Source organism: Microbacterium sp. 1.5R, assembly GCF_001889265.1.
Classification (GTDB): domain Bacteria; phylum Actinomycetota; class Actinomycetes; order Actinomycetales; family Microbacteriaceae; genus Microbacterium.
In genome coordinates, this window is record NZ_CP018151.1 from 252239 (window position 1) to 275859 (window position 23621).

The following is a 23621-nucleotide window of genomic DNA, read 5'->3' on the forward strand; positions in this document are numbered from 1 at the left end:
CGTTTCCGCTGCGAAAGTGCCCCGCACGTGAGCCCCGGTGCCGAAGTGGCCCCGCCATGTGGGTGGGGAGTGAGGTTGCCCCTACCCGCGGGTTCCATCGCGGTGCGGGGTCAGTAGCGCATCCGAATCGACCGTTTCCGCTGCGAAAGTGGCCCCGCACGTGAGTCCCGGTGTCGAAGTGGCCCCGCATACACCTCGCGCGTGGGTCCGGGTGCCGAATTGGCCCCGCACGCACCTCGCGCGTGGGTCCGGATGCCAAAGTGGCCCCGCCACGCGGGCTGGGGGAGTGAGGTTGCCCCTACCCGCGGGTTCCATCGCGGTGCGGGGTCAGTAGCGCATCCGAATCGGCCGCTTCCGCTGCGAAAGTGGCCCCGCACGTGAGTCCCGGTGTCGAAGTGGCCCCGCATACACCTCGCGCGTGGGCCCAGAGGCTCAGGCGACGGGGGCCGTCTCAGTCGGGGCCGCCTCGCCGACACCCGCCTCGCCGACACCGGGCGCGACCGTCTCGCCGGGGACGGATGCCGCGGCGGTGATCTTCGCCGCCATGCCCGCGAAGATGAAACCGTGGAACGGCAGCACGGCCAGCCAGTACAGCCGTCCCGCGAGCCCGCGGGGGAAGAAGACCGCCCGCTGCTCGTAGCGGGATCCGTCGCCGTCGGGCAGTGCGCGCAGCTCGAGCCAGGCCTCGCCCGGCACCTTCATCTCGGCGCGCAACCGCAGCAGTCCGCCGCTCGCGGGCGATGAGTCGGTCTTGCGGCCGGGCTCCTCGACGGCTTCGACGCGCCAGAAGTCGATCGCATCACCGACCCGCGCCTCGGCCTTGCTGCGGCGTCCGCGGCGGAGCCCGACTCCGCCGACGAGCCGGTCCATCCAGCCGCGCACCGCCCAGAGGAACTTCGACGAATACCAGCCGTTCGACCCGCCGATGCCGATGATCACCCGCCACAGTCCGTCGACCGGGGCCGACGTCTTCAGCTTGCGGGTGTCGGTGAAGACGGTGCGTCCCGCCCAGTCCGGGTCGCTGGGCAGCGGGTCGCTCGGGGCGCCCGAGACCTCGGCATCCTGCCAGCTCGTCTCGATGGTGTCGGCGTCGAGGCGGCCCAGCGCCATCGAGACGGCGGTCCGATACGGGGTCAGCCCGCCGTCCGGGCGGGGGATCAGGTCATCGATCGCGCGATCCTTCACGATGCACTCGTTCTGCAGCGACGCGACGAGCGGGCGCGCGATCGATCGCGGAACCGGGGTCACCAGGTTCACCCAGTGCGATGCGAGTCCCGGAGTGAGCACCGGCAGGGCGGCGATCGCGCGCTGGCGCAGACCCGCCTCGAGCGCATAGCCGTTCATCATCTGGCCGTAGCGCAGCACGTCGGGTCCGCCGATGTCGGCGGCGCGGTTGACGCTGTCATCGACGCGCGCGGCGCCCAGCAGGTAGTGCAGCACGTCGCGCACCGCGATCGGCTGGATGCGGTTGCGCACCCATTTCGGCGCCGGCATGTACGGCAGCACGTCGGTCAGGTGCCGGATCATCTCGAACGATGCGGAACCGGAGCCGATCACGACGCCCGCCTGCAGCACGAGCGTCGGAACGCCCGACTCGAGGAAGATCTCGCCCACCCGCACCCGGGAGCGCAGATGAGGCGAGAGCTTCACGTCGTCGGGATGCAGTCCGCCGAGATACACGATGCGGCGCACGCCGGCCTTCGCCGCGGCATCCGCCACCGTGGTGGCCGCTCGTTCGTCGCTCTCCTCGAACCCCTTGCCCGCCGTCATCGAGTGGATCAGGTAGTAGACCACGTCGACATCGCGCATGGCCTCGGCCACGGCGTCCGCGTCGTCAGCCGAGCCCTCGACGATCTCGCAGTCGGCACCCCATGGGAAGGATGCCGCGCGCGCGGCGTCCCGGGCCAGTGCGCGCACCCGGTATCCGGCGTTCAGCAGACGAGGCGTCAGCCGCCCGCCGATGTATCCCGTGGCGCCGAGCACCAACGCGCGAGGCGCCGATCCGTCTTCGCGGGGGAGGGCGCGCAGGGCCTCTTCGTGCCCGGTGGGCTGGGTGAGCTCGGTCATGTGTCGAGCGTAGGCGTGATGACCGGAAATTTCACTAGGCTGGCGATTGACTAGTTCATCTAGTAATCTTTTGGCGGAGGAAGGTGATCACATGTCGACAGCCACGCAGTACCCCACCCGTCGTGAGCTCCGGTCTCGGCGAATCCTGCCGAACGGTCCTGTCGACGTCGCCCCGCTGTCGGCACGTGCTGCTGTCGGCCGCTCCACCGGGCTCCGCAGCGGCCCGCTCCCCGCATCGCGCACGCCGTTCTGGAAGTCCGCCGGAGTCGTCGGCCTCATCGCGGTCATCGCCGCCGGCACTCTGCCGCTGGCGGCATCCGCCCTCGACATCCCCCTGTGACCCCACGGCGCGGGCGCTCGACCACAGACCACCGCTGATAAGAGAGAGGAGCCCCCATGGGACTCGATGACAAGATCAAGAACACCGCTCAGGACCTCGCCGGCAAGGCGAAGGAGGCCGTCGGCAAGGTGACCGACAACGAGAAGCTCGAGGCGGAGGGCCGCGCCGACCAGGCGAAGGCCGACGTCAAGAAGGCCGGAGAGAACGTGAAGGACGCGTTCAACAACTGACACCGGTGAGCAACGGCGGGGAGGTGGCGCGAGCCACCTCCCCGCCTTCTGTGCGGCCCGACCTGCGATGGTCGTGCGGCGAGAGAGAGGGAGACAGCATGTCCGACCGCCTGAACAATGACACGCCGAACCTGTGGCAGCGCCTGCTGCGACGGCTGCGTCCCGCCGCGGCAGAGCCTCGTCGGCTCACGGTTGAGGACGTCACCGTCGTCGACCGCCCGATGCTCCGCCGCGCGGTCGCCGGCACCGTGGTCGGCAATCTCATGGAGTGGTACGACATCGGCGTCTACGGTTATCTCGCGGTGATCATCGGGCGGGCGTTCCTGCCGGACGCATCCGCCGGGGCGCAGTCGCTCTTCTCGCTCGGCGTCTTCGCGGTGACCTTCGTCGCCCGTCCGCTCGGCGGCATCGTGCTCGGCCAGCTCGGCGATCGACTCGGCCGTCAGCGCGTGCTGGCCTTCACGCTGATCATGATGGCCGCGGCCACATTCCTCATCGGCGTGCTCCCCGACTTCTCGGTCATCGGCGTCTGGGCGCCGATCCTGCTGATCGTGCTCAAGCTCGCGCAGGGCTTCTCGACCGGCGGCGAGTACGCGGGCGCCACGACCTTCATCACCGAGTACGCGCCCGACCGGCGCCGCGGCTTCTATGCCTCCCTGCTCGACCTCGGCTCGTACATGGGCTTCGCCATCGGCGCCGCCTTCGTCTCGATCCTGCAGCTGACGCTGTCGGCCGAGGTCATGCAGGGCTTCGCCTGGCGCATCCCGTTCCTCGTCGCGCTTCCGCTCGGACTGATCGCGATCTACTTCCGGCTGAAGATCGAGGACACCCCGGCATTCCAGGAGGCACAGGACTCGGCGAAGCGCGCGGCCGACGACGCACAGGCGTCGGCGGATGCGCCCAAGGGCGTGCTCGCATTGATCCGCGCATACTGGCGCGAGCTGCTGACGGCGTTCGTGCTCGTCGCCGCCGCCAACACCGTGGGCTACGCCCTCACCTCCTACATGCCCACGTACCTCACCGGAACCCTGGGCTACGACGAGGTGCACGGCACTCTGCTCACCCTTCCCGTGCTCGTGGCGATGGCGCTCTGCATCCCGCTGACCGGAAAGCTCTCCGACCGCATCGGGCGCCGCAAGGTGCTGTTCATCGGCTCGATCTCGGCGATCGTGCTGGCCGTGCCATCGTTCCTGTTCATGATGCACGGGGAGATCTGGTCGACGCTCCTCGGCCTGGTGCTGCTCGCCTTCCCCGTGACCTTCTATGTGGCCAACCTCGCCTCGTCTCTGCCCGCGCTCTTCCCGACGTCGTCGCGCTACGGCGGCATGGGCATCTCGTACAACCTCGCCGTCGCCCTGTTCGCGGGCACGGCTCCGGTCGTGATGGAGGCGCTCGTGCAGATGACCGGATCGTCGCTGGCTCCGGCGTTCTACGTGATCGGCACCTCGATCGCCGGCTTCATCGCCGTGGTGGTGCTCAAGGAGTCGGCGCGCAGGCCGCTGCCGGGTGCGATGCCGAGCGTGCAGACGATCGAGGAGGCCGTGGAACTGGTCGAGACGCAGGAGGAGAACCCCGACCTCGACCTCGACGAGCTGTTCCCCGAACGCCTCGAGAACGCCGTGGACGACGACGGAGAAGCCGGCGCTCGGGTCGAGGATCAGGTCGAGAAGGCCTGACCCGCGGCGGAGGGATCACTCGCCGGAGGGCTCGGACTCCTCGTGCGAGCGGATGACGTCGCGCAGCTCCTGATCGAGATCCGACGCCTCTTCGATGGCCGAGGTCATGCCGGCGAGGAATCGCGTCACGATGCCACGCTCGCGGTCGCTCATCTCGTCGACGAGCGACAGCATCCGCCGGTGCATCGCGCCGAGGGTCTCGCGCACCTCGTCGTCGCTGCTGACGGTGGGCACGACGACCCCGGCGCGGCGATCGGTCGGGTGCGGCTCGCGCTTCGCGTGCCCGCCCTTCTCGAGACGGTCGATGAGGGTCGTCGTCGACGCCGTGGAGATGTCGAGCATGCGGGCGATGTCGATCGGGCGCACGATGCGGCCGGCCCGCTGCTCGCGCAGCAGGAATCGCAGCGCGACCAGGTCGGTCTCGTTCATGCCCATCGACGCCCTGGTGCGGGCTCGCATGGCGGTCTCGGCCGAGCGGTAGCGGCGGAGCATGTTGAGCACGTCGACCGTGCTCGCGCTGTCGGAGTCGGGGTACCAGTACCCCGATCGGCCGAATTCTTCAGAGCGCTCCATCACGCCACCTCGCCGTCATCGCTCAGGGATCCCTCGTTCTCTCCATGCTCGCGCGCGAGCATCTCGATCGCGCCGGCTTCGACCTCGGCAGGGACGATCCGCAGCAGTCCGCCCGTGATGGCGTCGTGCTCGGCGGCCACGATCTGGTCGAGCCGCCAGGCGGGAACCGACGGGAACCGCGCTCGCAGGCGATCGAGCATGTCGGCGTACATGATGTACCCCGCATCCCCGAGTGTGAATCGCTCGACCATGACGTCCCTTTCCTGCCCGTGTTCTATCTTCGCACCCGATCAGAGTCCCTGGTGGCATTGGAATTCGCTAGGCCACCTCGTTACCTGTCTTTCGAGTAGCATGGAGGGGTCAGGGGGTGACACATGGCCAGCAGGACCGACATCAGAACGACGTCGACCGATCTCGTCGCTCGGGTCGACGAACTCCGTCGCGCCGAGGCGCAGCTGGGCCGTCGTCTCGCCGCGCTGCGCGCGCCCAATGACACCGATCGTGAGGCCATGAGGTACATCACGGAGGCGCCGGCGGATGCTCCCGCGACCCCGGGAGGACTCGCTGCGCACCTGAACGTGAGCACGGCCGCGATCACGAGCCTGCTGCGCCGTTTGCAGGAGCGCGGCCAGATCGTCGTCGCCCCGCATCCGGCTGACGCGCGATCGAAGGTTCTGCGACCCTCTCTGCGCGATCTCCACTCGCCCGGCGACGAGCTCACGCAGCGCATCGCCGCCCTCGCCGACGAGTTCACGCCCGAGCAGACCGATGCGATCTCACGGTTCCTGCACCGCTTGACGGAAGAGATCGGCGACCTTCCCTGACGTCCGACTGGGATTTAGCTAGGTAACCTAGTAATCTATTTCTCAAGCCAGTCTGAGCGTGAGGGAGAGAACATGGGTTACCTGACCTACGGAAGCACCGCCGCACCGATCGAGATCGACGACGAGCTGCTGACTCACCTGCGGCTGGTGATCGTGACCAAGCTGCGGCGCAACGAGTCCTTCCCCCTGACCCTCTCGATCGGCGACGGCGCCGTCGAGACGCTCTGGGTGCACGCCTCCATCCCCCTCCGGTTCGCCATGGACGAGGAGCCGAGCATCGACCGCTCGCTGGTGGTCTCGATGATGAACGCGGCGAACTCGGCCGGCGGGCTCGACCTCACCCGAGGTGACTTCGCTCCGGCGCTCACGGGGTCGCGTGTGCTGCACGCGATGACTGCGTGAGCCATGTCCGTACGAATCAGAAATGCCGCGAAGGCGGCGACGAGCGCGCGGGTGCGAGGCGCCTCGCGGACGCGAGGGCTGTGGGTCGAGGTCGATCCCGGCTTCCACGTCGGCAATGACCGGCGCCAGTTCCTCGGATCGATCACGGGGACGCCGCGTGAGGGCTTTCGGGCTTTCGGAGCGCAGTCCGACTTCATCGGCCAGTTCGACGACCTGGATGCCGCCAAGGCAGCGGTCGCTGCGGCATCCGTGATCGCCGAAGAGATCGCACAGGGCGAACCGCAGCTCCACTGAGGTCGATCGCGATCGCCGCACGGGTGGCATACGCGACGCGGAAGGCGATTTTCGACGGCGTCCCTCGACGGCGTCCTTCGACGTGTACGGTCGTTGCTATGACTTCGATCGAATCGATTCGACGGCCTGCTGTCGACCAGGCGTCGCGCCGAGCGCGCATCGCGGTCTCGGCGCTGTTCCTCACGAACGGCGCACTGTTCGCCAACATCCTGCCCCGCTACCCCGAGATCAAGGCTGCTCTGGGGCTCGACAACGCCGGGTACGGCCTCGCGATCGCGGCCTTCCCTGCCGGCGCGATCGCCGCGGGTCTTCTCGCCGCCGTGCTGATCCGTCGATTCGGCTCGGCGCGGATCGCCGTGTTCGGCACGATCGCCACGGGGCTCGGCCTGCTCGCGGCCGCACTGGCGCCCTCCGGCATCCTCTTCGCCGTCGCCCTTCTGCTCGGCGGGGCATCCGACGCGATCACGGACGTCGCCCAGAACGCGCACGGTCTGCGCGTGCAGCGGCGATACGGCCGCTCGATCATCAACTCGTTCCACGCCATCTGGTCGATCGGCGCGGTTCTCGGCGGAGGCATGGCCGCGGCCGCGATCGCCCTGCAGCTGCCGCTCGGCGTGCATCTCGGCATCTCGACCGCGGTGTTCGCGGCCGTCGCCTTCACCGCGCTCTGGTTCTGCCTGCCCGGACGCGATGAGGAGGCGGATGCGGAGGCGACGGCCGAGCCGGTCGAGCTGGGCGGCGCCGTGCGCCGCGGAGTCAGCCCTCGCACCGTGATGATCATCATCGCGCTCACGCTCATCGCGATGGCGGGTGCCGTGGCCGAAGACGCCGGCAACTCGTGGGCGACTCTCTATCTGAGTGAATCGCTCGGCGCCGCGGCCGCCATCGCGCCGCTCGGATTCATCGCGCTCGTCGGCGCACAGTTCATCGGCCGGATGCTGGGCGACGGCATGACCGACCGGTTCGGGCAGCGCGCGGTGGCCCGCGTCGGAGGACTGATCGCCGCAGCGGGCATGACACTCGCGCTCATCTTCCCGAGCGTGCCGGGAACCATCGCCGGATTCGCCGCCGTCGGCTTCGGCATCGCGACGCTCATCCCCGCCGCCATGCATGCGGCGGACGAACTGCCCGGCCTGCGACCGGGAGTGGGGCTCACGGTCGTGTCGTGGCTGCTGCGGCTCGGCTTCCTGCTCTCACCGCCGATCGTCGGGTTCATCGCCGACACCGAGAGCCTGCGGGCCGGGTTGATCGTGGCCCCGGCTGCGGCTCTGGTCGCGGTGCTTCTCGCCGGCGTGCTCGAGAAGCGCAGGGTTCGGGAGTAGCAGTTCGGGTCGGCCACGCCCGAGCTCGCGCACGCCGTGCAGGTGATCTCGGACTCCGAGGGCATGGCCGCGCACAGCGCCACGGCGACCCTGCGGTTGGACCGTCTCGGGTGACGGAGGGGCGTCGGGTGGCCTGATCCGGTGCCGACGGGTAGGTCGGTGCCGGATGCAGGACAGAAGCGCGGATGCAGGGCGAGATGGTCGATCTCGCCCTGCATCCGTGTTTTCGTCCTGCAAACGGCGCGGCGCGGACAGCGGCGCGTGGCGACTGAGCCTCAGGGGGCGGTGTAGCCGCCGTCGACGAGGTGGTAGCTGCCGGTGATGAAGCTGGCGGCGTCGCTGGCGAGGAAGGCGATGAGGTTCGCGACCTCGTCGGGCTGGCCGAGGCGACCGATCGGGTGCTTGCTCACGAGGAACGCCTTGGCCTCGTCGCCCATGGTGGCGAGCAGGGGGGTGTCGATGAAGCCGGGGCCGACCGAGTTCACGCGCACGCCCTGGGCGGAGTACTCGAGGGCGGCCGACTTGGTCATGCCCACGACGGCGTGCTTGGCGGCGACGTAGGCGGGGGAGTTCGCGAAGCCGACGCTGCCGAGGATCGACGCGATGTTGACGACGGAGCCGCCGCCGTTCGCGAGGATCGAGGGGATCTGCGCCTTCATGTTGCGGAACACGGCGTTGAGGTTGATCGAGATGACCTTGTCCCACGCGGCGTCGTCGTACTCGGCAGTGGGAGCGGATGCGCCGCCGATGCCGGCGTTGTTCACGCCGATGCGCAGCGGGGCGAGCGTGTTCGCGAGCTCGACCGAGCTGGCGATCCAGTCGGTGTCCGTCGCGTCTCCGACGGATGCCTCGGCGATGCCGCCGGCGGCGCGGATCTCCTCGACGACCGCGTTCGCGTTGTCCGCGTTCAGGTCGTTGACGACGACGGAGGCGCCGTTCTGGGCGAGCAGCAGAGCGGTCGAGCGTCCGATTCCGCTGCCTGCTCCCGTCACGATCGCCGAGCGGTTCGAGACGTCGTACTGAGCCACGAGTGACTCCTCTTCCGGACGGTCACGGTGCCGGGAGATCTTCTCGGACGGTCCGTCCTAGGTCTCCAGCCTATGCCTGTCTCAGGGAGATGGATGCACGTGAATGGATCCGTGCCGTCAGCTCACGCGGCGGATCGACGCCCGCTCGATGACCGGCATGGGGATCAGCACGGCGTCGAGCGGCCGCTCGCCGAGCAGCATCTCGACCGCTGTGCGACCCATCACGTCGTACGGGAGCCGGGCGGTCGTGAGCCCCGGCCGCTGGAAGCTGGCGAGCTCCTCGTCGTCGAAGGAGGCGACCGAGATGTCGTCCGGCACCCTCAGCCCTCGCTCGGCGATCGCCTGGTACGTGCCGAACGCCACGCCGTCGTTGCCCGCCAGGATCGCCGTGAGGTCAGGGTGCGCGTCGAGCATCTGCAGGGTCCGCGTGTATCCGATGTCGGGGTTCCACTCGGGGACGTCGATGATGAGCGGATCGACGCCCGCCTCGGCGAACGCGGCGCGGATGCCGTCGAATCGCGAGCCGATGGTCACGGAGTACACGGGGGACGAGACCGCACGGGGATTGTTGCCGATCACGCCGACACGGCGATGCCCGGCATCGGTGAGCAGGCGCGCCATCGCGTGGCCCGCGACGCGCTCGTCGGGCAGGACCGAGGGGTGACCCGTCGTCGACGTGCCGTTGACGATCACGACGGGGACGTCTGCGGGCGTCTCGGGCACCTCGATCATGCGGGCGCCGAGGAGGCCGATCAGGATGCCGTCGACCCGGCGGTCGATCATCGCCTGGATCTCGTCGGCGATGGTCGCGTCGTCGCCCTCGGTCTCGGCGATGAGGACGGTGTGGCCGTGCTCCTTCGCCGCTGACAGCAGGCCGCGGATCATCTCGGAGGCGTAGCGGGTGACGGTGATCTGGTCGGAGATGAAACCCAGCGTCTTCGTCTTGCCCAGGCGCAGGCTCTGAGCCGCGGGATTCGGGCGATAGCCCAGCTCCTCGGCGGCGGCCTTGACCCGTCGCGCCGCGTCGACGGAGAGTCGCGAACCCGGTCGATCGTTGAGGATCATACTCACCGAGGCCTTCGACATGCCCGAGAGCGCCGCGACGTCGGCGAGCGTCGGTCTGCGATCCACTCTCTTCGGCATCGGCGTCCTCCAGTCGCTGCGATCCAGCATAGGCAGTGGATGCCGAGCCCCGAAACCACCCGTGTTGAATTGATTTAGCAAAATCATTGCGACCGCGATTCGACGGTGCTACTCTCGGCGATGCTGAATCAATTTAGCATCGCAGCCCGGGACTCTCGATCCGTGCCGCGAAGTCATCACACAGGAGAGAACATCGTGGTTGATCTCACTCGCAGGGCTCTGTTCGGCGCGATCGGACTGGGCATCGTCGGCACCGTCGTCTCGTGGCCGAGGCTCACCGGATCGGACATCCCCGGGCGCGGCAAGGACACTCTGACGGTCGCCCTCTTCGGCACCGCGCAGGATGCGCTGGCTCGTCAGTCGCTGATCGACGGCTTCCAGCGCAAGCACCCCGGCGTCGAGGTGCGCATCGTCGCCATCCAGGGTCAGGACTGGAGCGAGTACTTCGCGAAGATCCTCACGATGATCGCCGCGGGCACGCCACCCGATGTCGTCACCGTCGCGACCGAGGGGGCGCAGCTCTTCGCCTCGCGCCTCGCGCACCCGCTCGACGACTTCGTGCGTCGTGACGCGTCCGAGATGCAGGAGTACTTCGATGACGTGAACCCCACCCTCATCGAGGCGTTCATGTATCAGGGCAGCCTCTTCCAGATGCCCGACAACTTCAACGCCGCCAACGTGTTCTACAGCACGACGGCCATGGAGCGCGCGGGGCTGGAGCGTCCCGCGGACAACTGGACGCTGGAGGACTTCCTCGGCACCGCCCGCGCGATGAAGAAGAGCGCCTCGGGGCAGTTCCTGCCGTACTTCTGGAACAACCGGCTGTGGGGCGGAGTGGTGCCCTGGCTGTATGTGAACAACACCAGCTTCCTGCATGAGGAGAAGGCGACCGGCGGCGACTGGCTCTGGGACCGCTTCTATCCGGATCAGCCGGCCCGCAGCGGAGGCTACGTGTGGAAGCAGGCCGACGCGCTCAACGAGCATGCGGTCGAGAGCTTCTCGGTGCTCGAGCGCATGGTCTCGGAACGGCTCGCGGCGAACCCGGCGCAGGGCGGCGGCAACGAGCTGGTCTCCCTGTTCTCCACCGGCTCCGTCGGGATGACCCCGGCCGGCGGCTTCTGGGTGCGCGGCCTCGAGGAGGCCGGCGTCGCGAACGACGCCTACGACGTCACCTACTTCCCGAGGATGGCGGGGCAGCGGCACCAGTTCGGCGCGGGCGGCTACGCGATCATGGAGACCTCGCCGCGCAAGGACGAGGCGTGGGAGTGGCTCAAGTACTGTGTCTCGGTCGAGGGCATGACGATCGCGCACTCGAAACCCGACTCGTCGCTCCCCCGTCGCTCACTCAACGCCAAGCTCTACGGCGCGGGAGTCGGGCCGGCGCACTGGGACGTCTTCTACGACACGCTCGACAAGTTCCCCGACACGGGTCCGATGCCGGCACCGCCCCAGCAGGCCGCCGTCGAATCCGCCCTGCTGAAGAACGTGGTGTCGACCATCACGAACGGTCCGTCCGGCGTCCGCCGAGGACTCGAGACCATGCAGCGAGATCTCGAGCTCGCATTGGGGGGCAACTGATGTCCGAGAGCAGCACCCGCACCGTCACGGTGCCCGCGAAGCTGCGTCGGGAGACCGGCACGGTCGCCCGATCGGGGCGCGTCTTCACCTGGGTCTTCCTCGCGCCGACGCTGATCGGGCTCGGCCTGTTCAACTTCGTGCCGATCATCGGATCGTTCGTCCTGGCGTTCTTCCGCTGGGACATCATCTCCGACCCGGTGTTCGTCGGGTTCGACAACTTCGTCGACCTCGCCGCGAACCCGACCGTGAGCGTCTCGTTCCTGAACACCATCGGCTTCGTCGTCGTCGCTGTCATCCTGCAGCTGTCGGTGGCTCTGGTGCTGGCGGTGCTGGTCCAGTCCAGGATGCCGAACTGGCTGCGCACGTTCTTCCGGTCGGCGCTGTTCTTCCCGCTGATCCTGTCGGCGGCATCCGTCTCGCTGATCATGGCGTACCTGTTCAATCAGGAGTTCGGGCTCGTCAATCAGACGCTCAACCTGATCGGCATCGCGGACGTCGGCTGGTTGACGACCGGCCTCGGTGCCAAGGTCGTGGTGCTGCTGGTCTACGTGTGGCAGAACTTCGGGTTCACGTTCCTGCTCTTCATCGGAGGTCTCGCGGCGATCCCGAGTGAGGTCTACGAGGCGTCCTCCCTCGACGGCGCGGCCGGGTGGACCCAGTTCCGCATGATCACGCTGCCCTTGGTGAGCCCGACCCTGCTCGTCGCATCCGTGATGGCGATCATCAACGCGCTGCAGATCTTCGACCAGCCGTGGGTGCTGACCCGAGGGGGTCCCGGCGACGAGACCCGCACCGCGGTGATGGTGATCTACGAGTCCGCGTTCCGACAGCTCGACTTCGGCGGCGCATCGGCCATCGGCATCGTGCTGACCCTTCTCATCATGCTCGTCACGGCCATCCAGTTCCGGCTGAGCCGCCGATTCGTCTTCTACGGGTGAGGCCCATCATGACCACGACAGTGTCTTCGAAGCGTTCCTGGCTCTACACCCTCGGCACCGGCGGAAAGTTCGCCCTTCTCGGGCTCGCCGCCCTGCTTACCATCGGTCCCGTCGTCTGGACCCTGATCACGGCGCTCTCGCCGACCGACCCCGTGACCCAGGAGGTCAGCGTCGGGTTCGATGCGTTCGCCGACGTCTTCGCCAAGATCCCGATCTGGCTCTACGCATGGAACAGCGCGCTGGTGGTGGTGCTGGTCGCCGCCGGTCAGATGCTCTCGGCCGCGATGGCCGGGTATGTGTTCGCGAAGTTCGAGTTCCGCAGCAAGAAGCTGCTGTTCGCCCTGATCCTCGCGACGATGATGGTGCCGCTGCAGGTGACGATCGTCCCCGTGTTCATGCTCGTGAGGGGCATGGGCCTCGCCGACACGCTGCTCGCGCTCATCGTCCCCGCGCTCCCGACGGCATTCGGCACTTTCCTGATGCGGCAGTACTTCATGGGCATCCCGACCGAGCTGGGAGAGGCCGCCCAGCTCGACGGAGCGGGCCCCTGGCGCACGTTCTTCGGCGTCTACCTGCCGCTCGCGACCCCGGGTCTCGCGATCGTCGGCATCCTCGCCTTCAACTACCACTGGAACGAGTTCTTCCGTCCGCTGATCATGACGATCAGCGAGCAGAACTTCACGTTGCCGCTCGGTCTGGTCACGTTGCAGGGCAACCTCGGCACGGGCAGCGTGTCGACGGTGCTCGCCGGAGTGATCCTCTCGATGATCCCCGCACTCCTGGTGTTCTTCTTCGGGCAGAAGCCGCTGCGCGAGGGACTCACCGCCGGCGTCGGCAAGTGACGCACGCCCCCCATCACAGAGAAAGACGACTACCCCGGTGACCCCCACTGACTCTCCTCCGGTCCGCACCACGAGCCCGCGCACGCACTTCGCACCGCGGAACAACTGGATGAACGATCCGAACGGACTCGTCTTCCACGACGGCATCCACCACCTGTACTTCCAGTGCAACCCGCACGGGATCTCGCACTCGAACGTGAGCTGGGGGCATGCGACGAGCACGGATCTCGCGCGGTGGACCGAGCACGAGCCGGCCATCCTCTCGGACGACGCGGCGCAGATCTACTCCGGCTCCGTCGTGGTCGATCACGGCAACACCTCGGGATTCGGCACCGCCGAGGAGCCGGCCCTGGTCGCCCTCTACACGGCGGCCGCTGCAGGGCATCAGGCCCAGGCCCTCGCGTACAGCACCGACGGCGGATACGTCTGGACGAAGTACGAGGGCAACCCGGTGCTCGACCGTGGCACCAGCGACTTCCGCGACCCCAAGGTGTTCCGCTACGACGACGCCGACGGCGGGTACTGGGTCATGGTCGCGGTCGAAGCCCACGACCGGCAGGTGCTGTTCCACCGGTCCGACGATCTCACGACCTGGACGTATCTCTCGTCGTACGGCCCCGCGGGACCCGTCGGCGGGGTCTGGGAGTGCCCCGACATGTTCCGGCTCGCCGTCGACGGCGATGAGACCGACTCGCGGTGGGTGCTGCTCATCAGCCTCAACCCCGGGGGCATCGCGGGGGGATCGGGAACCCACTACGTCGTGGGGGAGTTCGACGGCACGACGTTCCGCGCGAGCGCACCGCATCCGACTCCCTCGCGGCGGCTGATGGTCGACCGCAGTCAATCACGAGACGAGCTCGAGGCGTACGGCTGGATCGACTTCGGCCCGGACTGCTACGCCGGTGTCACCTTCGACGGCCTCGCCGAGAGCGAGCGGACGCTGATCGCGTGGATGGACAACTGGGAGTACGCCGGCCGCATCCCCCAGGACGAGTCGTCCGAGTACCGCACCGCGATGACTCTCCCTCGACGGCTCTCGCTCACCCGCGACCGCAGTGGCGTGGTGCGTCTGCGCCAGGCGCCGGCGGTCGACGCCGCGCCCGTCGAGTTCACCGAGCTCGGCTCGATGACGGGCCCGACCACGGTGTCCGAGCAGCTGCCGGACACCGCGCGGATCAGGGTCTCGGCGGCGTTCGGAGACGCGCGAGGAGTCGAACTGCGCCTCGAGGGCGCGGATGCGGGTGGGGTCGTGATCCGTCAGGACCGCGCGAGCGGGTGCATCGACGTCGTCCGCCCCGAGCTGATCCCTCCCGCCGGGGTCGGCGGGTCGATGTCGATGCCCGCCACTCGCCCGGACGAGATCGACTGGGAGATCTGGATCGATCGGCTGAACGACAGGGTGTCGTCTCTCGAGCTCTTCGCGGAGGACGGCGTTCGGGTGCTCACGGCGCTGATCCCTGCAGCTGCGCATCGCTCATGCGTGCTGGAGGCCTCGGGGGGAGCGCTCCTCGACGCCCGTGTCGCCGTCGCCGAGCTGACGTGCTGACGACTGCACGGTGCCTCGTCGTGGGGGAGGCGCTCGTCGACGTCGTCGGCGGTGTGCCCCACCCCGGCGGATCGCCGATGAACGTGGCGGTGGGGCTCTCTCGTCTCGGGCTCGCGACGAGACTGCTCACGCGGATCGGTGACGACCCGCACGGACGGATGCTGGGCGAGCACCTCGCCCGGGAGGGGGTCGCCGTCGTGCCGACGAGCATGAGAGCAGGGGAGCGCACGTCCCGCGCCGTCGCCGTGATCGGGGCCGACGGGGCTGCGGCCTACGACTTCGACATCGAGTGGGATGTGTCAGCGGAGGTCGCGATCGCAGAGGCCGCCGGCGTCGACGTGGTGCATGTCGGCTCGCTCGGCGCGGTGCTCGACCCCGGGGCGGATGCCGTCCGCGCGATGATCGACGCGGTGCCCGACGGCATTCTGCGCACCTACGATCCCAACATCCGGGGCGAGCTTCTCGGGCCGCGCGCGGCCACGACCGAGCGTGTCGAGGCGATCATGGCGGCGTCGCACATCGTGAAGCTCAGCGATGAGGATGCCGAGTGGCTGTATCCCGGATGCCCGATCGATGACGTGCTCGCGCGGGTGATCGCGCTGGGTGCGCGGCTCGCCGTCGTCACCCGCGGAGGCGACGGGTGCGTCTCGCTCATCGAGGGGGGAACGGGGCCGGTCGAGAGAGAGGCGCCGCCGGTCCAGGTGGTCGACACGATCGGTGCGGGCGATTCCTTCATGTCGGGCCTCATCCACGGCGTGGTCTCCGGCGGGCTGGCGCCGGCGCTCGCCGGCGACGCGTTCCATCCCGACGCTCGCGATCTGACGCAGTTCGAACGCGTGACCGAGGCCGCGCTCGCCGGCGCGGCCGTCACCGTGTCCCGGCGCGGCGCGAACCCGCCGCGCCTGAGTGACCTGGCGATCTCCTCGCGCTGACGCGCCAGCACTCCCACGCACCGCACGCACCGCACGGCCGGTTCGTGCGGTGCGATTTTCGTGCGCCCATCGTGGAATACCCGGAGAGGGTATACGCTTGTGTCTAATACCCCCCTGGGGTACTAGAACGAAGACAAGGAGACATGATGACGAAGAACGAGTTCCAGGTGACGGGCATGACGTGCGGCCACTGCGAGATGTCGGTCCGCGAAGAGGTCTCCGGAGTTCCCGGCGTCGAAGACGTCCAGGTGAGCGCTCTGAACGGCACGCTCGTCGTCACCGGATCCGCCCCGATCGACGAGACGCGGATCCTCGCAGCCGTCGCCGAGGCGGGCTATTCGGCGGTGCGGACGTCATGAACTCCGGCGCACGGCTCGGCCTCTTCGGGGCCGGCCTGGTGGTGGCGTTCGGCGCGGCCTTCGGCCTCGCTGGCGTCATCGTCCCCGCGAGTGCCGTGAGTGACTGGACGAAGGGTGCGGAGATGGACGAACACGACACTCACGATGCGAGTGCCGCCGGTTCCGGCGAGGGCGAGAGTGCTCCGGCGGACGACCTGAAGGGGCTCTCCCTCGGCCTCGACGGCTACACGATGTCGCCGGTCGAGGCCCCGACATCGACGGGAGAACCCGGTGAGCTGGCGTTCCGGATCGACGACGCAGACGGCATCCCGGTGACGGCGTATGCCACCGCGCACGAGAAGCAGCTCCACCTGATCGTCGTGCGCTCCGACGGAAGCCAGTACCGCCACGTGCATCCGGTGCTCGATGAGTCGACCGGCACCTGGTCGCTGCCGTGGGAGTGGACGGATGCCGGCGCATACCGCGTCTTCGCGGACTTCACGCCGGCGGGCGCCGATGCGCCGTCGCTCACTCTCGCGCGCACCGTCGAGGTGGCGGGCGAGTTCGCACCCGTCGCGCCGCAGCCGACGCAGGTCGCCGAGGTCGCCGGCTATACGGTCTCGGTCGACGGGGCTCTCGAGGCCGGGGCGGTGAGCGACCTGACGTTCACCGTGACCCGCGACGGCCGGCCGGTCATCGCTCTGCAGCCGTATCTCGGGGCGTTCGGGCATCTCGTGGCACTCCGGGACGGAGACCTCGCCTACCTGCACGTGCACGCCGCGGGCGCCGAACCCGAACCGGGCGAGACGTCGGGGCCGGAGATCGCGTTCGCCGCCGAGGCTCGGACTGCCGGGCGCTACCTGCTGTACCTGGACTTCCAGGTCGACGGCGCCGTGCACACCGCCGCGTTCGTGCTCGATGCCGCTCCGGCTGACGGCGCGCCCGAATCCGACGGCGACTCGCACGACGACGCGCACTGACCGTCGCCCATCGCCCCCACCGCGGCTGCCCGCTGCGACCCACAACGACATCGCACAGAAGGAACGAACATGAGCACGTCAGCACCCTCGACCACGGGGACAGGTCTCGAGCTGGAGATCGGCGGGATGACCTGCGCGTCCTGCGCGATGCGGATCGAGAAGAAGCTGAACAGGCTCGAGGGCGTCGTGGCGACCGTCAACTATGCGACCGAGAAGGCGAAGGTCACCGTTCCCGAGGGGTACGACCCGGCCGCGCTGATCGCCGAGGTCGAGAAGACCGGCTACTCGGCGTCGCTGCCTGCCCCGAAGGGGGCGGTGCGTGACGCCGGAGATCCGGACGCCGAGGACCCGGAGCTTCGCTCGCTGCGCACTCGCCTGAGCGGTGCGGTCGTGCTGACCGTGCCGGTGATCGCGATGGCGATGATCCCCGCGCTGCAGTTCACGTACTGGCAGTGGGCGTCGCTGGCGCTGGCCGCTCCCGTGATCCTCTGGGCGGCCTGGCCGTTCCACCGGGCGGCCTGGATGAACCTCCGCCACGGCACTGCGACGATGGACACGCTCATCTCCCTGGGCACATCGGCCGCCTTCCTCTGGTCGTTGTATGCGCTGTTCTTCGGCACGGCCGGCACGCCGGGCATGACCCACCCCTTCGAGTTCGCGCTCGCTCCGTCCGATGGAGCGGCGAACATCTACCTCGAGGTGGGTGCCGGTGTCACGATGTTCATCCTCGCCGGGCGCTATTTCGAGAAGCGGTCGAAGAAGCAGGCCGGCGCGGCGCTGCGTGCGCTGCTCGAGCTCGGCGCGAAGGACGTCGCCGTGCTGCGCGGTGGGGTCGAGGCCAAGATCCCGGTCGAGGACCTGCAGGTGGGAGACGAATTCGTCGTGCGGCCCGGTGAGAAGATCGCGACCGACGGCATCGTGGTGTCGGGCACGTCGGCCGTCGACGCGTCGATGCTCACGGGCGAGGCCGTGCCGGTCGAGGTCGCCGAGGGCGACGCCGTCACGGGCGCCACGGCGAACGTCGGTGGGCGGCTCGTGGTTCGCGCCACCCGGATCGGTTCCGACACGCAATTGGCGCAGATGGCCCAGCTCGTCGAGGACGCCCAGACGGGGAAGGCGGAGGTGCAGCGCCTCGCCGACCGCATCTCGGGTGTCTTCGTGCCGATCGTGATCGTGATCGCCGTCGTCACGCTGGGCGGCTGGCTCGGCGCCGGGTTCCCCATGACGGCGGCGTTCACCGCGGCGGTCGCCGTGCTCGTGATCGCGTGCCCCTGCGCGCTCGGCCTCGCGACGCCCACCGCGCTGCTCGTCGGCACGGGCCGCGGTGCGCAGATGGGAGTGCTCATCAAGGGGCCGGAGGTCCTGGAGTCCACTCGCACGGTCGACACCGTGGTGCTCGACAAGACGGGAACCGTCACCACCGGCAGGATGACGCTCGTCGACGTGTTCGTCGAGCCGGGCACCGACCGTTCGGATCTCCTGCGGCTGGCCGGTGCGCTGGAGGATGCCTCCGAGCACCCGATCGCGCAGGCGATCGCCAAGGGCGCGACCCAGGAGATCGGCGCCCTGCCCGCACCAAAGGACTTCGCGAACATCGAGGGCAAGGGCGTGCAGGGCGTCGTCGACGGCCACACCGTCATCGTCGGCCGGGATTCGCTCCTCGCCGAGTGGGCGCAGGCGCTGAGCCCCGAGCTCGCCGCCACGAAGGGCCGCGCCGAGGGCGAGGGCAAGACGGTCGTCGCGGTCGGCTGGGACGGCCTGGCTCGCGGCATCTTGGTCGTCGCCGACACCGTGAAGCCGAGCAGCGCCGAGGCGATCGCCCGGTTCAGGGCGATCGGGCTGACGCCCATCCTGCTCACCGGCGACAACGAGGCCGTCGCCCGGCGGATCGCCGCGGAGGTCGGCATCGACGAGGTCATCGCCGAAGTCCTCCCGGCAGACAAGGTCGCGGTCATCACCCGACTGCAGGGTGAGGGGAAGACGGTCGCGATGATCGGCGACGGCGTCAACGACGCACCCGCACTCGCCCAGGCCGACCTCGGCCTGGCCATGGGCACCGGAGCGGATGTCGCGATCGAGGCGTCCGACATCACCCTGGTGCGCGGTGATCTGCGCAGCGCGGTCGACGCGATCCGGCTCTCGCGGGCGACGCTCTCGACCATCAAGACCAACCTGTTCTGGGCCTTCGCTTACAACGTCGCGGCCATCCCGGTCGCGGCGCTGGGAATGCTCAACCCGATGCTGGCCGGTGCGGCGATGGCGCTGTCGAGCGTCTTCGTCGTGGGCAACAGCCTGCGTCTGCGCGGGTTCCGCAGCATCGCCACGCGGTGACCCCTAGGCTCTCGGCGACCGCCGAGACACACTGAGAACGACACCCGATACGGGAGGACGGGACCCATGACTGCACACGACGCGCACGGAACCCCCGGGGGAGGCCACCAGGTCTCGCACGACGATCACGCTCGGAACGCGGACGGGGCTCACAGCGAGCACGCGGACCACGGCGAGCACGCGGACCACGGCGGGCACGGTGGACATGGCGGGCACGGTGACCACGTCGGTCAGTTCCGTCGCCTGTTCTGGGTCAATCTCCTGCTCGCCGTGCCGGTGGTGGCGTTCTCGCCGATGTTCGCGATGATCTTCGGCTACGACGTCGCCGGAGGTGCCCGGTTCATCTCGCCCGTGCTCGGCACCGTCATGTATCTCTGGGGCGGATGGCCGTTCCTCACCGGGGCGATCAGCGAGCTGAAGGCCCGCAAGCCCGGGATGATGCTGCTGATCGCCCTCGCGATCACGGTCGCGTTCTTCGCCTCATGGGGCGCGACGCTCGGCATCCTCCATCACGAGCTCGAGTTCTGGTGGGAGCTCGCACTGCTCATCGTCATCATGCTGCTGGGCCACTGGATCGAGATGAGGTCCCTCGCGCAGACGACGTCGGCGCTCGACTCCCTCGCGGCGCTGTTGCCCGACGAGGCCGAACGGGTCGAGGGAGACGAGATCGTCACGGTCGCACCCGCCGATCTCGTCGTCGGCGACGTGGTCGTCATCCGTCCCGGGGCGAGCGTTCCGGCGGATGGGCGCATCATCGACGGCACAGCCGCCATGGACGAGTCCATGGTGACCGGCGAGTCCCGCCCGGTCACCCGTGCGACCGGTGACACCGTGACCGCGGGCACGGTCGCGACCGACTCCGGTCTGCGGGTCGAGATCACCGCGACCGGGGATGACACCGCGCTCGCCGGCATCCAGCGGCTGGTGACCGATGCGCAGAACTCCTCGTCGCGGGCGCAGCGCATCGCCGACCGCGCAGCCGCCCTGCTGTTCTGGTTCGCGCTGCTCTCGGCCGCTCTGACCGCGCTGGTGTGGACCCTCGTCGGGGATCCGGATGCTGCGGTCGTGCGCAGCATCACCGTGCTCGTCATCGCCTGCCCGCACGCGCTCGGCCTCGCGATCCCGCTGGTCGTGTCGATCGCGACCGAGCGCGCAGCCCGGGGCGGGGTGCTCGTCAAGGATCGCCTCGCGCTCGAGAGCATGCGCACCGTCGACGCCGTGCTGTTCGACAAGACGGGCACGTTGACGAAGGGCGCGCCGACCGTGACCGCCGTCGAGCCGACCGGTGACATCGACGCCGATCGTCTGCTGGCGCTCGCCGCCTCGGCTGAGGCCGACAGTGAGCATCCGCTCGCTCGCGCGATCGTGCGCGCGGCGGAGGAGAGAGGGCTGACGCTCTCGAAGGCCTCCGGGTTCACGTCGTCGCCTGCCGTGGGCGTGACCGCCACGGTCGACGGCAGAGAGGTGCGCGTGGGCGGGCCGAAGCTCCTCGACGAGGTGGGCGGCCGAGAGATCTCCGCCGCAGACGGGTGGCGAGACGAGGGTGCCATCATCCTGCACGTGACCGTCGACGGACAGGTGGCCGGCGGGCTGAAGCTCGCCGACGAGGTGCGACCGGAATCTCAGCAGGCGGTCGACGCGCTCCACCGCCTCGGCGTCGAGGTCGTCATGATCACCGGCGACGCCCAGGCGGTCGCCGAGTCCGTCGCGGCGCAGCTCGGCATCGACCGGGTGTTCGCGGGGGTGCGTCCCGAAGACAAGTCAGCCAAGGTGAAGGAGCTGCAGGCAGAGGGCAAGAAGGTCGCGATGGTCGGCGACGGCGTCAACGACGCCCCCGCCCTCGCTCAGGCCGACGTCGGCATCGCGATCGGCGCCGGGACCGATGTCGCCATCGCCTCGGCCGGGGTGATCCTCGCGAGCTCCGACCCGCGTTCGGTGATCTCGGTCATCGAGCTCTCCCGCGCCGCATACCGCAAGATGCGGCAGAACCTGTGGTGGGCGGCCGGATACAACCTGCTGTCGGTGCCGCTCGCCGCCGGCATCCTGGCACCCGTCGGGTTCGTGCTGCCGATGTCGGTCGGAGCGGTGCTGATGTCGCTCTCGACGATCGTCGTCGCGCTCAATGCGCAGCTGCTCCGGCGCATCGACCTCTCGCCGGAGGCGAGTGTGCGGGGTGTGCTCGGGCGGTCCTGACGCGGGATCGCCTCGGTGATCCCGCGAACACCGAGATCTCACCGGCGCTTCAGCGCGGTGACGGCGCTCGATCGGCGGTGCAGACAGCAGCGGCCGCCCCGCCTGTGAGACGGAGCGGCCGCTGTGCGAAAGCGTCGTCTACGGGACGATGACTGCGCGGCCGCGGATGCTGTTCGAGGCGAGATCCTCGTACGCCTTCGGGCCGTCGTCGAGCGAGTACGTCTCGGTCTGCACGTGGATCTTTCCCGCGCGCGCGAGATCGAGCACCTCGATCAGTTCCGAGCGCGATCCCCAGTAGGGGATTCGCACGGCGGCGTCGTAGGCGATCGCGCCGAAGCCGAGCGACATGGTTCCGCCGCCGATGCCGACGATCGTCACGTCCGAATCGAGTGCGGCGACACTCTGCGCCAGAGCCATCGTCGGGTTCGCGCCCACGAAGTCGAACACGGCGTTGGCGCCCAGACCGCCGGTGATCTCGCGGATCGTGTCGGCGGCGGATGCATCGCTGATCAGGACGTGGTCTGCGCCCACTTCGGTGGCGAGCTCGAGCTTCGTGTCGTTCACGTCGAGGGCGATGACGGTGGCGCCCGAGATCGCCTTCAGGATCTGGATGCCGACATGGCCGAGCCCGCCGGTGCCGATGACGACGGCGAAGGTGCCGGCGCCGAGCTTGGGGAGTGAGCGCTTGATCGCGTGGTACGGGGTGAGGCCGGCGTCGGTCAGCGAGACGTTCTGCACGGGGTCGAGGTCGCCGAGCGGCACGAGGTGGCGGGCATCATCGACGATCATGTACTCGGCCATCGAACCCTGGCTGCCCAGGCCGGGAGGGCGGATGCCCTCAGCCGCGGCGTTGGTGCAGTAGTTCTCCATGCCCTGTGAGCAGTTGTGGCAGCGGCCACAGCCCCACGGACCGTAGACCGCCACGGCGTCGCCGACCTTCAGCGTCGAGTCGACGCCCTCTCCGATCTCGTGCACGATGCCTGCGCCCTCATGGCCGAGCGTCAGGGGCAGCGGATAGCTCTGCTCGAGGTAGTCCTTCTCAGGAAGGCCCATGACGTAGTCGTCGGAATGGCAGACGCCGCCCGCAGTGATCTTGAGCAGAACCTGACCGGGGCCGGGCTGAGGAATCGGGATGTCGACGACGACAGGGGGCTTGCCGATCTCGACGTAACGGAGAGCTTTCATGTGCTTCTTCTTCCTGGCGCCCGAGCGGTCTGCCGCGCGGTGCGGAGGCGTGGGCGCTCGAGGCCGTCTCTTCCAGTATCCGGATCCGGTACCGATCGTGGGCCCTCGGCCATGCCGCACTCGGCCGAGGACCCACGCGGCGTCACTCCTCGATTCCGTCGATCACGATCGCCGAAGTGCGCGCGTTGGCCCATCGGTATTCGCGCAACGGCGCGTACTCCGGCGACTCGTAGAACCGAGTGAATGCCTCTTTGTCATCGAAACGGATGATCACGGCGATGTGCGGGTCGCGATCGCCCTCCGGCGTGAGTGCGTTTTCGTCGCGGGCGATGACCGTGGCGTTGTATTTCTGCAGGATGGGCGGCATCTGCGCTTCGTAGGTGCGAATGGCGTCGTGGTCCTCCGGCGAGAGATCGATGCTCAGGTATGCGGGCATGACAGGTCCTTCCTCCACAATTCGTGTTTTATCGAACTGATGAGCAATGCTAGCAACGGTTCGTATATAGTCGAATCGTGTCTGACCTGACCCACCCTCCCGCTGAAGACTTCGACCTTGCCTCGGTTCTTGCAGCGCTGGGGAATCCGATTCGTCTCGATATCGTGAGGCGGCTCGCGGCAGGGGAAGCGCTGACGTGCTCATCGGCGATCCCCGATATGCCCCGATCCACCGCGAGTCACCACTGGAGGGTGATGCGCGAGAGCGGGGTGCTGCACCAGCAGAAGGTTGGCAAGTACATCCACATGGCTCTCCGCCAGGATGACCTGAACGCCCGTTTCCCGGGGCTGCTCGACTCCCTGCTGCACGCCTTCGGTCAGCAGCCCACGCAGCGATAATGATCGTCGCGGCTCCTGCCAGTGC

Annotated in this window: 24 protein-coding genes; 17 read left to right on the forward strand and 7 right to left on the reverse strand. The window is 68.7% G+C overall.

From position 1 onward, the window contains the following. Window positions 1–432 precede the first annotated feature (432 nt). Window positions 433–2067, reverse strand: coding sequence for an SDR family oxidoreductase (locus BMW26_RS01225; RefSeq protein WP_072590527.1), 1635 nt, complete (start codon window positions 2065–2067; stop codon window positions 433–435). A gap of 91 nt (window positions 2068–2158) precedes the next feature. Here BMW26_RS01225 and BMW26_RS01230 point away from each other — a divergent pair, with 91 nt between their 5' ends. The 3 genes from BMW26_RS01230 (at window position 2159) to BMW26_RS01240 (ending at window position 4313) form a co-directional block, all read left to right on the forward strand. Beyond that, on the forward strand, window positions 2159–2407 hold the full coding sequence (locus BMW26_RS01230) for a hypothetical protein (protein WP_056276194.1): 249 nt from the start codon (window positions 2159–2161) through the stop codon (window positions 2405–2407). Between the two features lie 56 nt (window positions 2408–2463). Continuing rightward, entirely contained in the window at window positions 2464–2637 is a 174-nt protein-coding gene (locus BMW26_RS01235; protein ID WP_072590528.1) for a CsbD family protein, read from the forward strand. A gap of 98 nt (window positions 2638–2735) precedes the next feature. Beyond that, the gene (locus BMW26_RS01240) at window positions 2736–4313 is read left to right on the forward strand and encodes an MFS transporter (RefSeq protein ID WP_072590529.1); all 1578 of its coding nucleotides are present in this window, start codon (window positions 2736–2738) and stop codon (window positions 4311–4313) included. A gap of 15 nt (window positions 4314–4328) precedes the next feature. Here BMW26_RS01240 and BMW26_RS01245 read toward each other — a convergent pair whose 3' ends face one another. Beyond that, window positions 4329–4886: a MarR family winged helix-turn-helix transcriptional regulator gene (locus tag BMW26_RS01245; protein ID WP_053098456.1), complete on the reverse strand. Its 558-nt coding sequence runs from the start codon at window positions 4884–4886 to the stop codon at window positions 4329–4331. Further along, on the reverse strand, window positions 4886–5137 hold the full coding sequence (locus BMW26_RS01250) for a hypothetical protein (RefSeq protein ID WP_053098457.1): 252 nt from the start codon (window positions 5135–5137) through the stop codon (window positions 4886–4888). Before BMW26_RS01250 ends, BMW26_RS01245 begins: the two co-directional genes overlap by 1 nt. Before the next feature lie 123 nt (window positions 5138–5260). Between BMW26_RS01250 and BMW26_RS01255 the strand changes: the two genes are divergently transcribed. The 4 genes from BMW26_RS01255 to BMW26_RS01270 all read left to right on the forward strand — a co-directional run bounded on the left by BMW26_RS01255 (window position 5261) and on the right by BMW26_RS01270 (window position 7728). Continuing rightward, window positions 5261–5710 carry a MarR family winged helix-turn-helix transcriptional regulator gene (locus BMW26_RS01255; protein WP_056276197.1) on the forward strand — a complete coding sequence of 150 codons (450 nt, stop codon included), beginning with the start codon at window positions 5261–5263 and terminating at the stop codon, window positions 5708–5710. Between the two features lie 72 nt (window positions 5711–5782). Beyond that, window positions 5783–6112: a DUF7882 family protein gene (locus BMW26_RS01260; RefSeq protein WP_056276200.1), complete on the forward strand. Its 330-nt coding sequence runs from the start codon at window positions 5783–5785 to the stop codon at window positions 6110–6112. Between the two features lie 3 nt (window positions 6113–6115). Continuing rightward, window positions 6116–6406, forward strand: coding sequence for a hypothetical protein (locus tag BMW26_RS01265; RefSeq protein WP_157557383.1), 291 nt, complete (start codon window positions 6116–6118; stop codon window positions 6404–6406). 98 nt (window positions 6407–6504) lie between these two features. Further along, window positions 6505–7728: an MFS transporter gene (locus tag BMW26_RS01270; protein ID WP_072590531.1), complete on the forward strand. Its 1224-nt coding sequence runs from the start codon at window positions 6505–6507 to the stop codon at window positions 7726–7728. Between the two features lie 275 nt (window positions 7729–8003). Here the strand turns inward: BMW26_RS01270 and BMW26_RS01275 are convergent, their stop codons facing one another. Both BMW26_RS01275 and BMW26_RS01280 read right to left on the reverse strand, forming a co-directional pair. Then, window positions 8004–8756 (reverse strand): SDR family NAD(P)-dependent oxidoreductase, encoded by a 753-nt coding sequence (locus BMW26_RS01275; RefSeq protein WP_053098474.1) that lies wholly within the window; start codon window positions 8754–8756, stop codon window positions 8004–8006. Between the two features lie 117 nt (window positions 8757–8873). Continuing rightward, window positions 8874–9899 carry a LacI family DNA-binding transcriptional regulator gene (locus BMW26_RS01280; protein WP_053098481.1) on the reverse strand — a complete coding sequence of 342 codons (1026 nt, stop codon included), beginning with the start codon at window positions 9897–9899 and terminating at the stop codon, window positions 8874–8876. 195 nt (window positions 9900–10094) lie between these two features. Between BMW26_RS01280 and BMW26_RS01285 the strand changes: the two genes are divergently transcribed. The 9 genes from BMW26_RS01285 (at window position 10095) to BMW26_RS01325 (ending at window position 21577) form a co-directional block, all read left to right on the forward strand. Beyond that, window positions 10095–11477 carry an extracellular solute-binding protein gene (locus tag BMW26_RS01285; RefSeq protein ID WP_072590532.1) on the forward strand — a complete coding sequence of 461 codons (1383 nt, stop codon included), beginning with the start codon at window positions 10095–10097 and terminating at the stop codon, window positions 11475–11477. Beyond that, on the forward strand, window positions 11477–12415 hold the full coding sequence (locus BMW26_RS01290; RefSeq protein ID WP_198032363.1) for a carbohydrate ABC transporter permease: 939 nt from the start codon (window positions 11477–11479) through the stop codon (window positions 12413–12415). Before BMW26_RS01285 ends, BMW26_RS01290 begins: the two co-directional genes overlap by 1 nt. Before the next feature lie 8 nt (window positions 12416–12423). Next, a complete protein-coding gene (locus BMW26_RS01295; protein WP_056276257.1) occupies window positions 12424–13257 on the forward strand; it encodes a carbohydrate ABC transporter permease in 834 nt (277 codons plus the stop codon). A 37-nt stretch (window positions 13258–13294) separates the two neighbouring features. Continuing rightward, window positions 13295–14803 carry a glycoside hydrolase family 32 protein gene (locus BMW26_RS01300; protein WP_072590533.1) on the forward strand — a complete coding sequence of 503 codons (1509 nt, stop codon included), beginning with the start codon at window positions 13295–13297 and terminating at the stop codon, window positions 14801–14803. Further along, a complete protein-coding gene (locus tag BMW26_RS01305; RefSeq protein WP_072590534.1) occupies window positions 14797–15735 on the forward strand; it encodes a carbohydrate kinase family protein in 939 nt (312 codons plus the stop codon). Before BMW26_RS01300 ends, BMW26_RS01305 begins: the two co-directional genes overlap by 7 nt. A gap of 146 nt (window positions 15736–15881) precedes the next feature. Continuing rightward, window positions 15882–16094: a heavy-metal-associated domain-containing protein gene (locus BMW26_RS01310; protein WP_072592181.1), complete on the forward strand. Its 213-nt coding sequence runs from the start codon at window positions 15882–15884 to the stop codon at window positions 16092–16094. After that, window positions 16091–17053: a heavy metal-binding domain-containing protein gene (locus tag BMW26_RS01315; RefSeq protein WP_072590535.1), complete on the forward strand. Its 963-nt coding sequence runs from the start codon at window positions 16091–16093 to the stop codon at window positions 17051–17053. Before BMW26_RS01310 ends, BMW26_RS01315 begins: the two co-directional genes overlap by 4 nt. Window positions 17054–17122: 69 nt before the next feature. After that, window positions 17123–19384, forward strand: a complete 2262-nt coding sequence (locus BMW26_RS01320) for a heavy metal translocating P-type ATPase (RefSeq protein ID WP_072590536.1) — start codon at window positions 17123–17125, stop codon at window positions 19382–19384. 66 nt (window positions 19385–19450) lie between these two features. Further along, window positions 19451–21577, forward strand: coding sequence for a heavy metal translocating P-type ATPase (locus BMW26_RS01325; RefSeq protein WP_072590537.1), 2127 nt, complete (start codon window positions 19451–19453; stop codon window positions 21575–21577). Between the two features lie 138 nt (window positions 21578–21715). Here BMW26_RS01325 and BMW26_RS01330 read toward each other — a convergent pair whose 3' ends face one another. Then, window positions 21716–22762: an NAD(P)-dependent alcohol dehydrogenase gene (locus BMW26_RS01330; RefSeq protein WP_072590538.1), complete on the reverse strand. Its 1047-nt coding sequence runs from the start codon at window positions 22760–22762 to the stop codon at window positions 21716–21718. A 142-nt stretch (window positions 22763–22904) separates the two neighbouring features. After that, a complete protein-coding gene (locus tag BMW26_RS01335; RefSeq protein WP_072590539.1) occupies window positions 22905–23198 on the reverse strand; it encodes a DUF1330 domain-containing protein in 294 nt (97 codons plus the stop codon). 77 nt (window positions 23199–23275) lie between these two features. On the opposite strand from BMW26_RS01335, the gene BMW26_RS01340 reads away from it, so the two are divergent. After that, window positions 23276–23596, forward strand: a complete 321-nt coding sequence (locus BMW26_RS01340) for an ArsR/SmtB family transcription factor (protein ID WP_072590540.1) — start codon at window positions 23276–23278, stop codon at window positions 23594–23596. Window positions 23597–23621 lie beyond the last annotated feature (25 nt).

What these genes read in the sequence shown, in the direction of transcription:
- BMW26_RS01225 (WP_072590527.1), bottom strand. Translation starts at nt 2,067, where the DNA reads ATGACCGAGCTCACCCAGCCCACCGGGCACGAAGAGGCCCTGCGCGCC.
- BMW26_RS01250 (WP_053098457.1), bottom strand. Translation starts at nt 5,137, where the DNA reads ATGGTCGAGCGATTCACACTCGGGGATGCGGGGTACATCATGTACGCC.
- BMW26_RS01230 (WP_056276194.1), top strand. Translation starts at nt 2,159, where the DNA reads ATGTCGACAGCCACGCAGTACCCCACCCGTCGTGAGCTCCGGTCTCGG.
- BMW26_RS01320 (WP_072590536.1), top strand. Translation starts at nt 17,123, where the DNA reads ATGAGCACGTCAGCACCCTCGACCACGGGGACAGGTCTCGAGCTGGAG.
- BMW26_RS01255 (WP_056276197.1), top strand. Translation starts at nt 5,261, where the DNA reads ATGGCCAGCAGGACCGACATCAGAACGACGTCGACCGATCTCGTCGCT.
- BMW26_RS01290 (WP_198032363.1), top strand. Translation starts at nt 11,477, where the DNA reads ATGTCCGAGAGCAGCACCCGCACCGTCACGGTGCCCGCGAAGCTGCGT.
- BMW26_RS01315 (WP_072590535.1), top strand. Translation starts at nt 16,091, where the DNA reads ATGAACTCCGGCGCACGGCTCGGCCTCTTCGGGGCCGGCCTGGTGGTG.
- BMW26_RS01295 (WP_056276257.1), top strand. Translation starts at nt 12,424, where the DNA reads ATGACCACGACAGTGTCTTCGAAGCGTTCCTGGCTCTACACCCTCGGC.
- BMW26_RS01270 (WP_072590531.1), top strand. Translation starts at nt 6,505, where the DNA reads ATGACTTCGATCGAATCGATTCGACGGCCTGCTGTCGACCAGGCGTCG.
- BMW26_RS01245 (WP_053098456.1), bottom strand. Translation starts at nt 4,886, where the DNA reads ATGGAGCGCTCTGAAGAATTCGGCCGATCGGGGTACTGGTACCCCGAC.
- BMW26_RS01330 (WP_072590538.1), bottom strand. Translation starts at nt 22,762, where the DNA reads ATGAAAGCTCTCCGTTACGTCGAGATCGGCAAGCCCCCTGTCGTCGTC.
- BMW26_RS01235 (WP_072590528.1), top strand. Translation starts at nt 2,464, where the DNA reads ATGGGACTCGATGACAAGATCAAGAACACCGCTCAGGACCTCGCCGGC.
- BMW26_RS01260 (WP_056276200.1), top strand. Translation starts at nt 5,783, where the DNA reads ATGGGTTACCTGACCTACGGAAGCACCGCCGCACCGATCGAGATCGAC.
- BMW26_RS01240 (WP_072590529.1), top strand. Translation starts at nt 2,736, where the DNA reads ATGTCCGACCGCCTGAACAATGACACGCCGAACCTGTGGCAGCGCCTG.
- BMW26_RS01310 (WP_072592181.1), top strand. Translation starts at nt 15,882, where the DNA reads ATGACGAAGAACGAGTTCCAGGTGACGGGCATGACGTGCGGCCACTGC.
- BMW26_RS01325 (WP_072590537.1), top strand. Translation starts at nt 19,451, where the DNA reads ATGACTGCACACGACGCGCACGGAACCCCCGGGGGAGGCCACCAGGTC.
- BMW26_RS01265 (WP_157557383.1), top strand. Translation starts at nt 6,116, where the DNA reads ATGTCCGTACGAATCAGAAATGCCGCGAAGGCGGCGACGAGCGCGCGG.
- BMW26_RS01280 (WP_053098481.1), bottom strand. Translation starts at nt 9,899, where the DNA reads ATGCCGAAGAGAGTGGATCGCAGACCGACGCTCGCCGACGTCGCGGCG.
- BMW26_RS01335 (WP_072590539.1), bottom strand. Translation starts at nt 23,198, where the DNA reads ATGCCCGCATACCTGAGCATCGATCTCTCGCCGGAGGACCACGACGCC.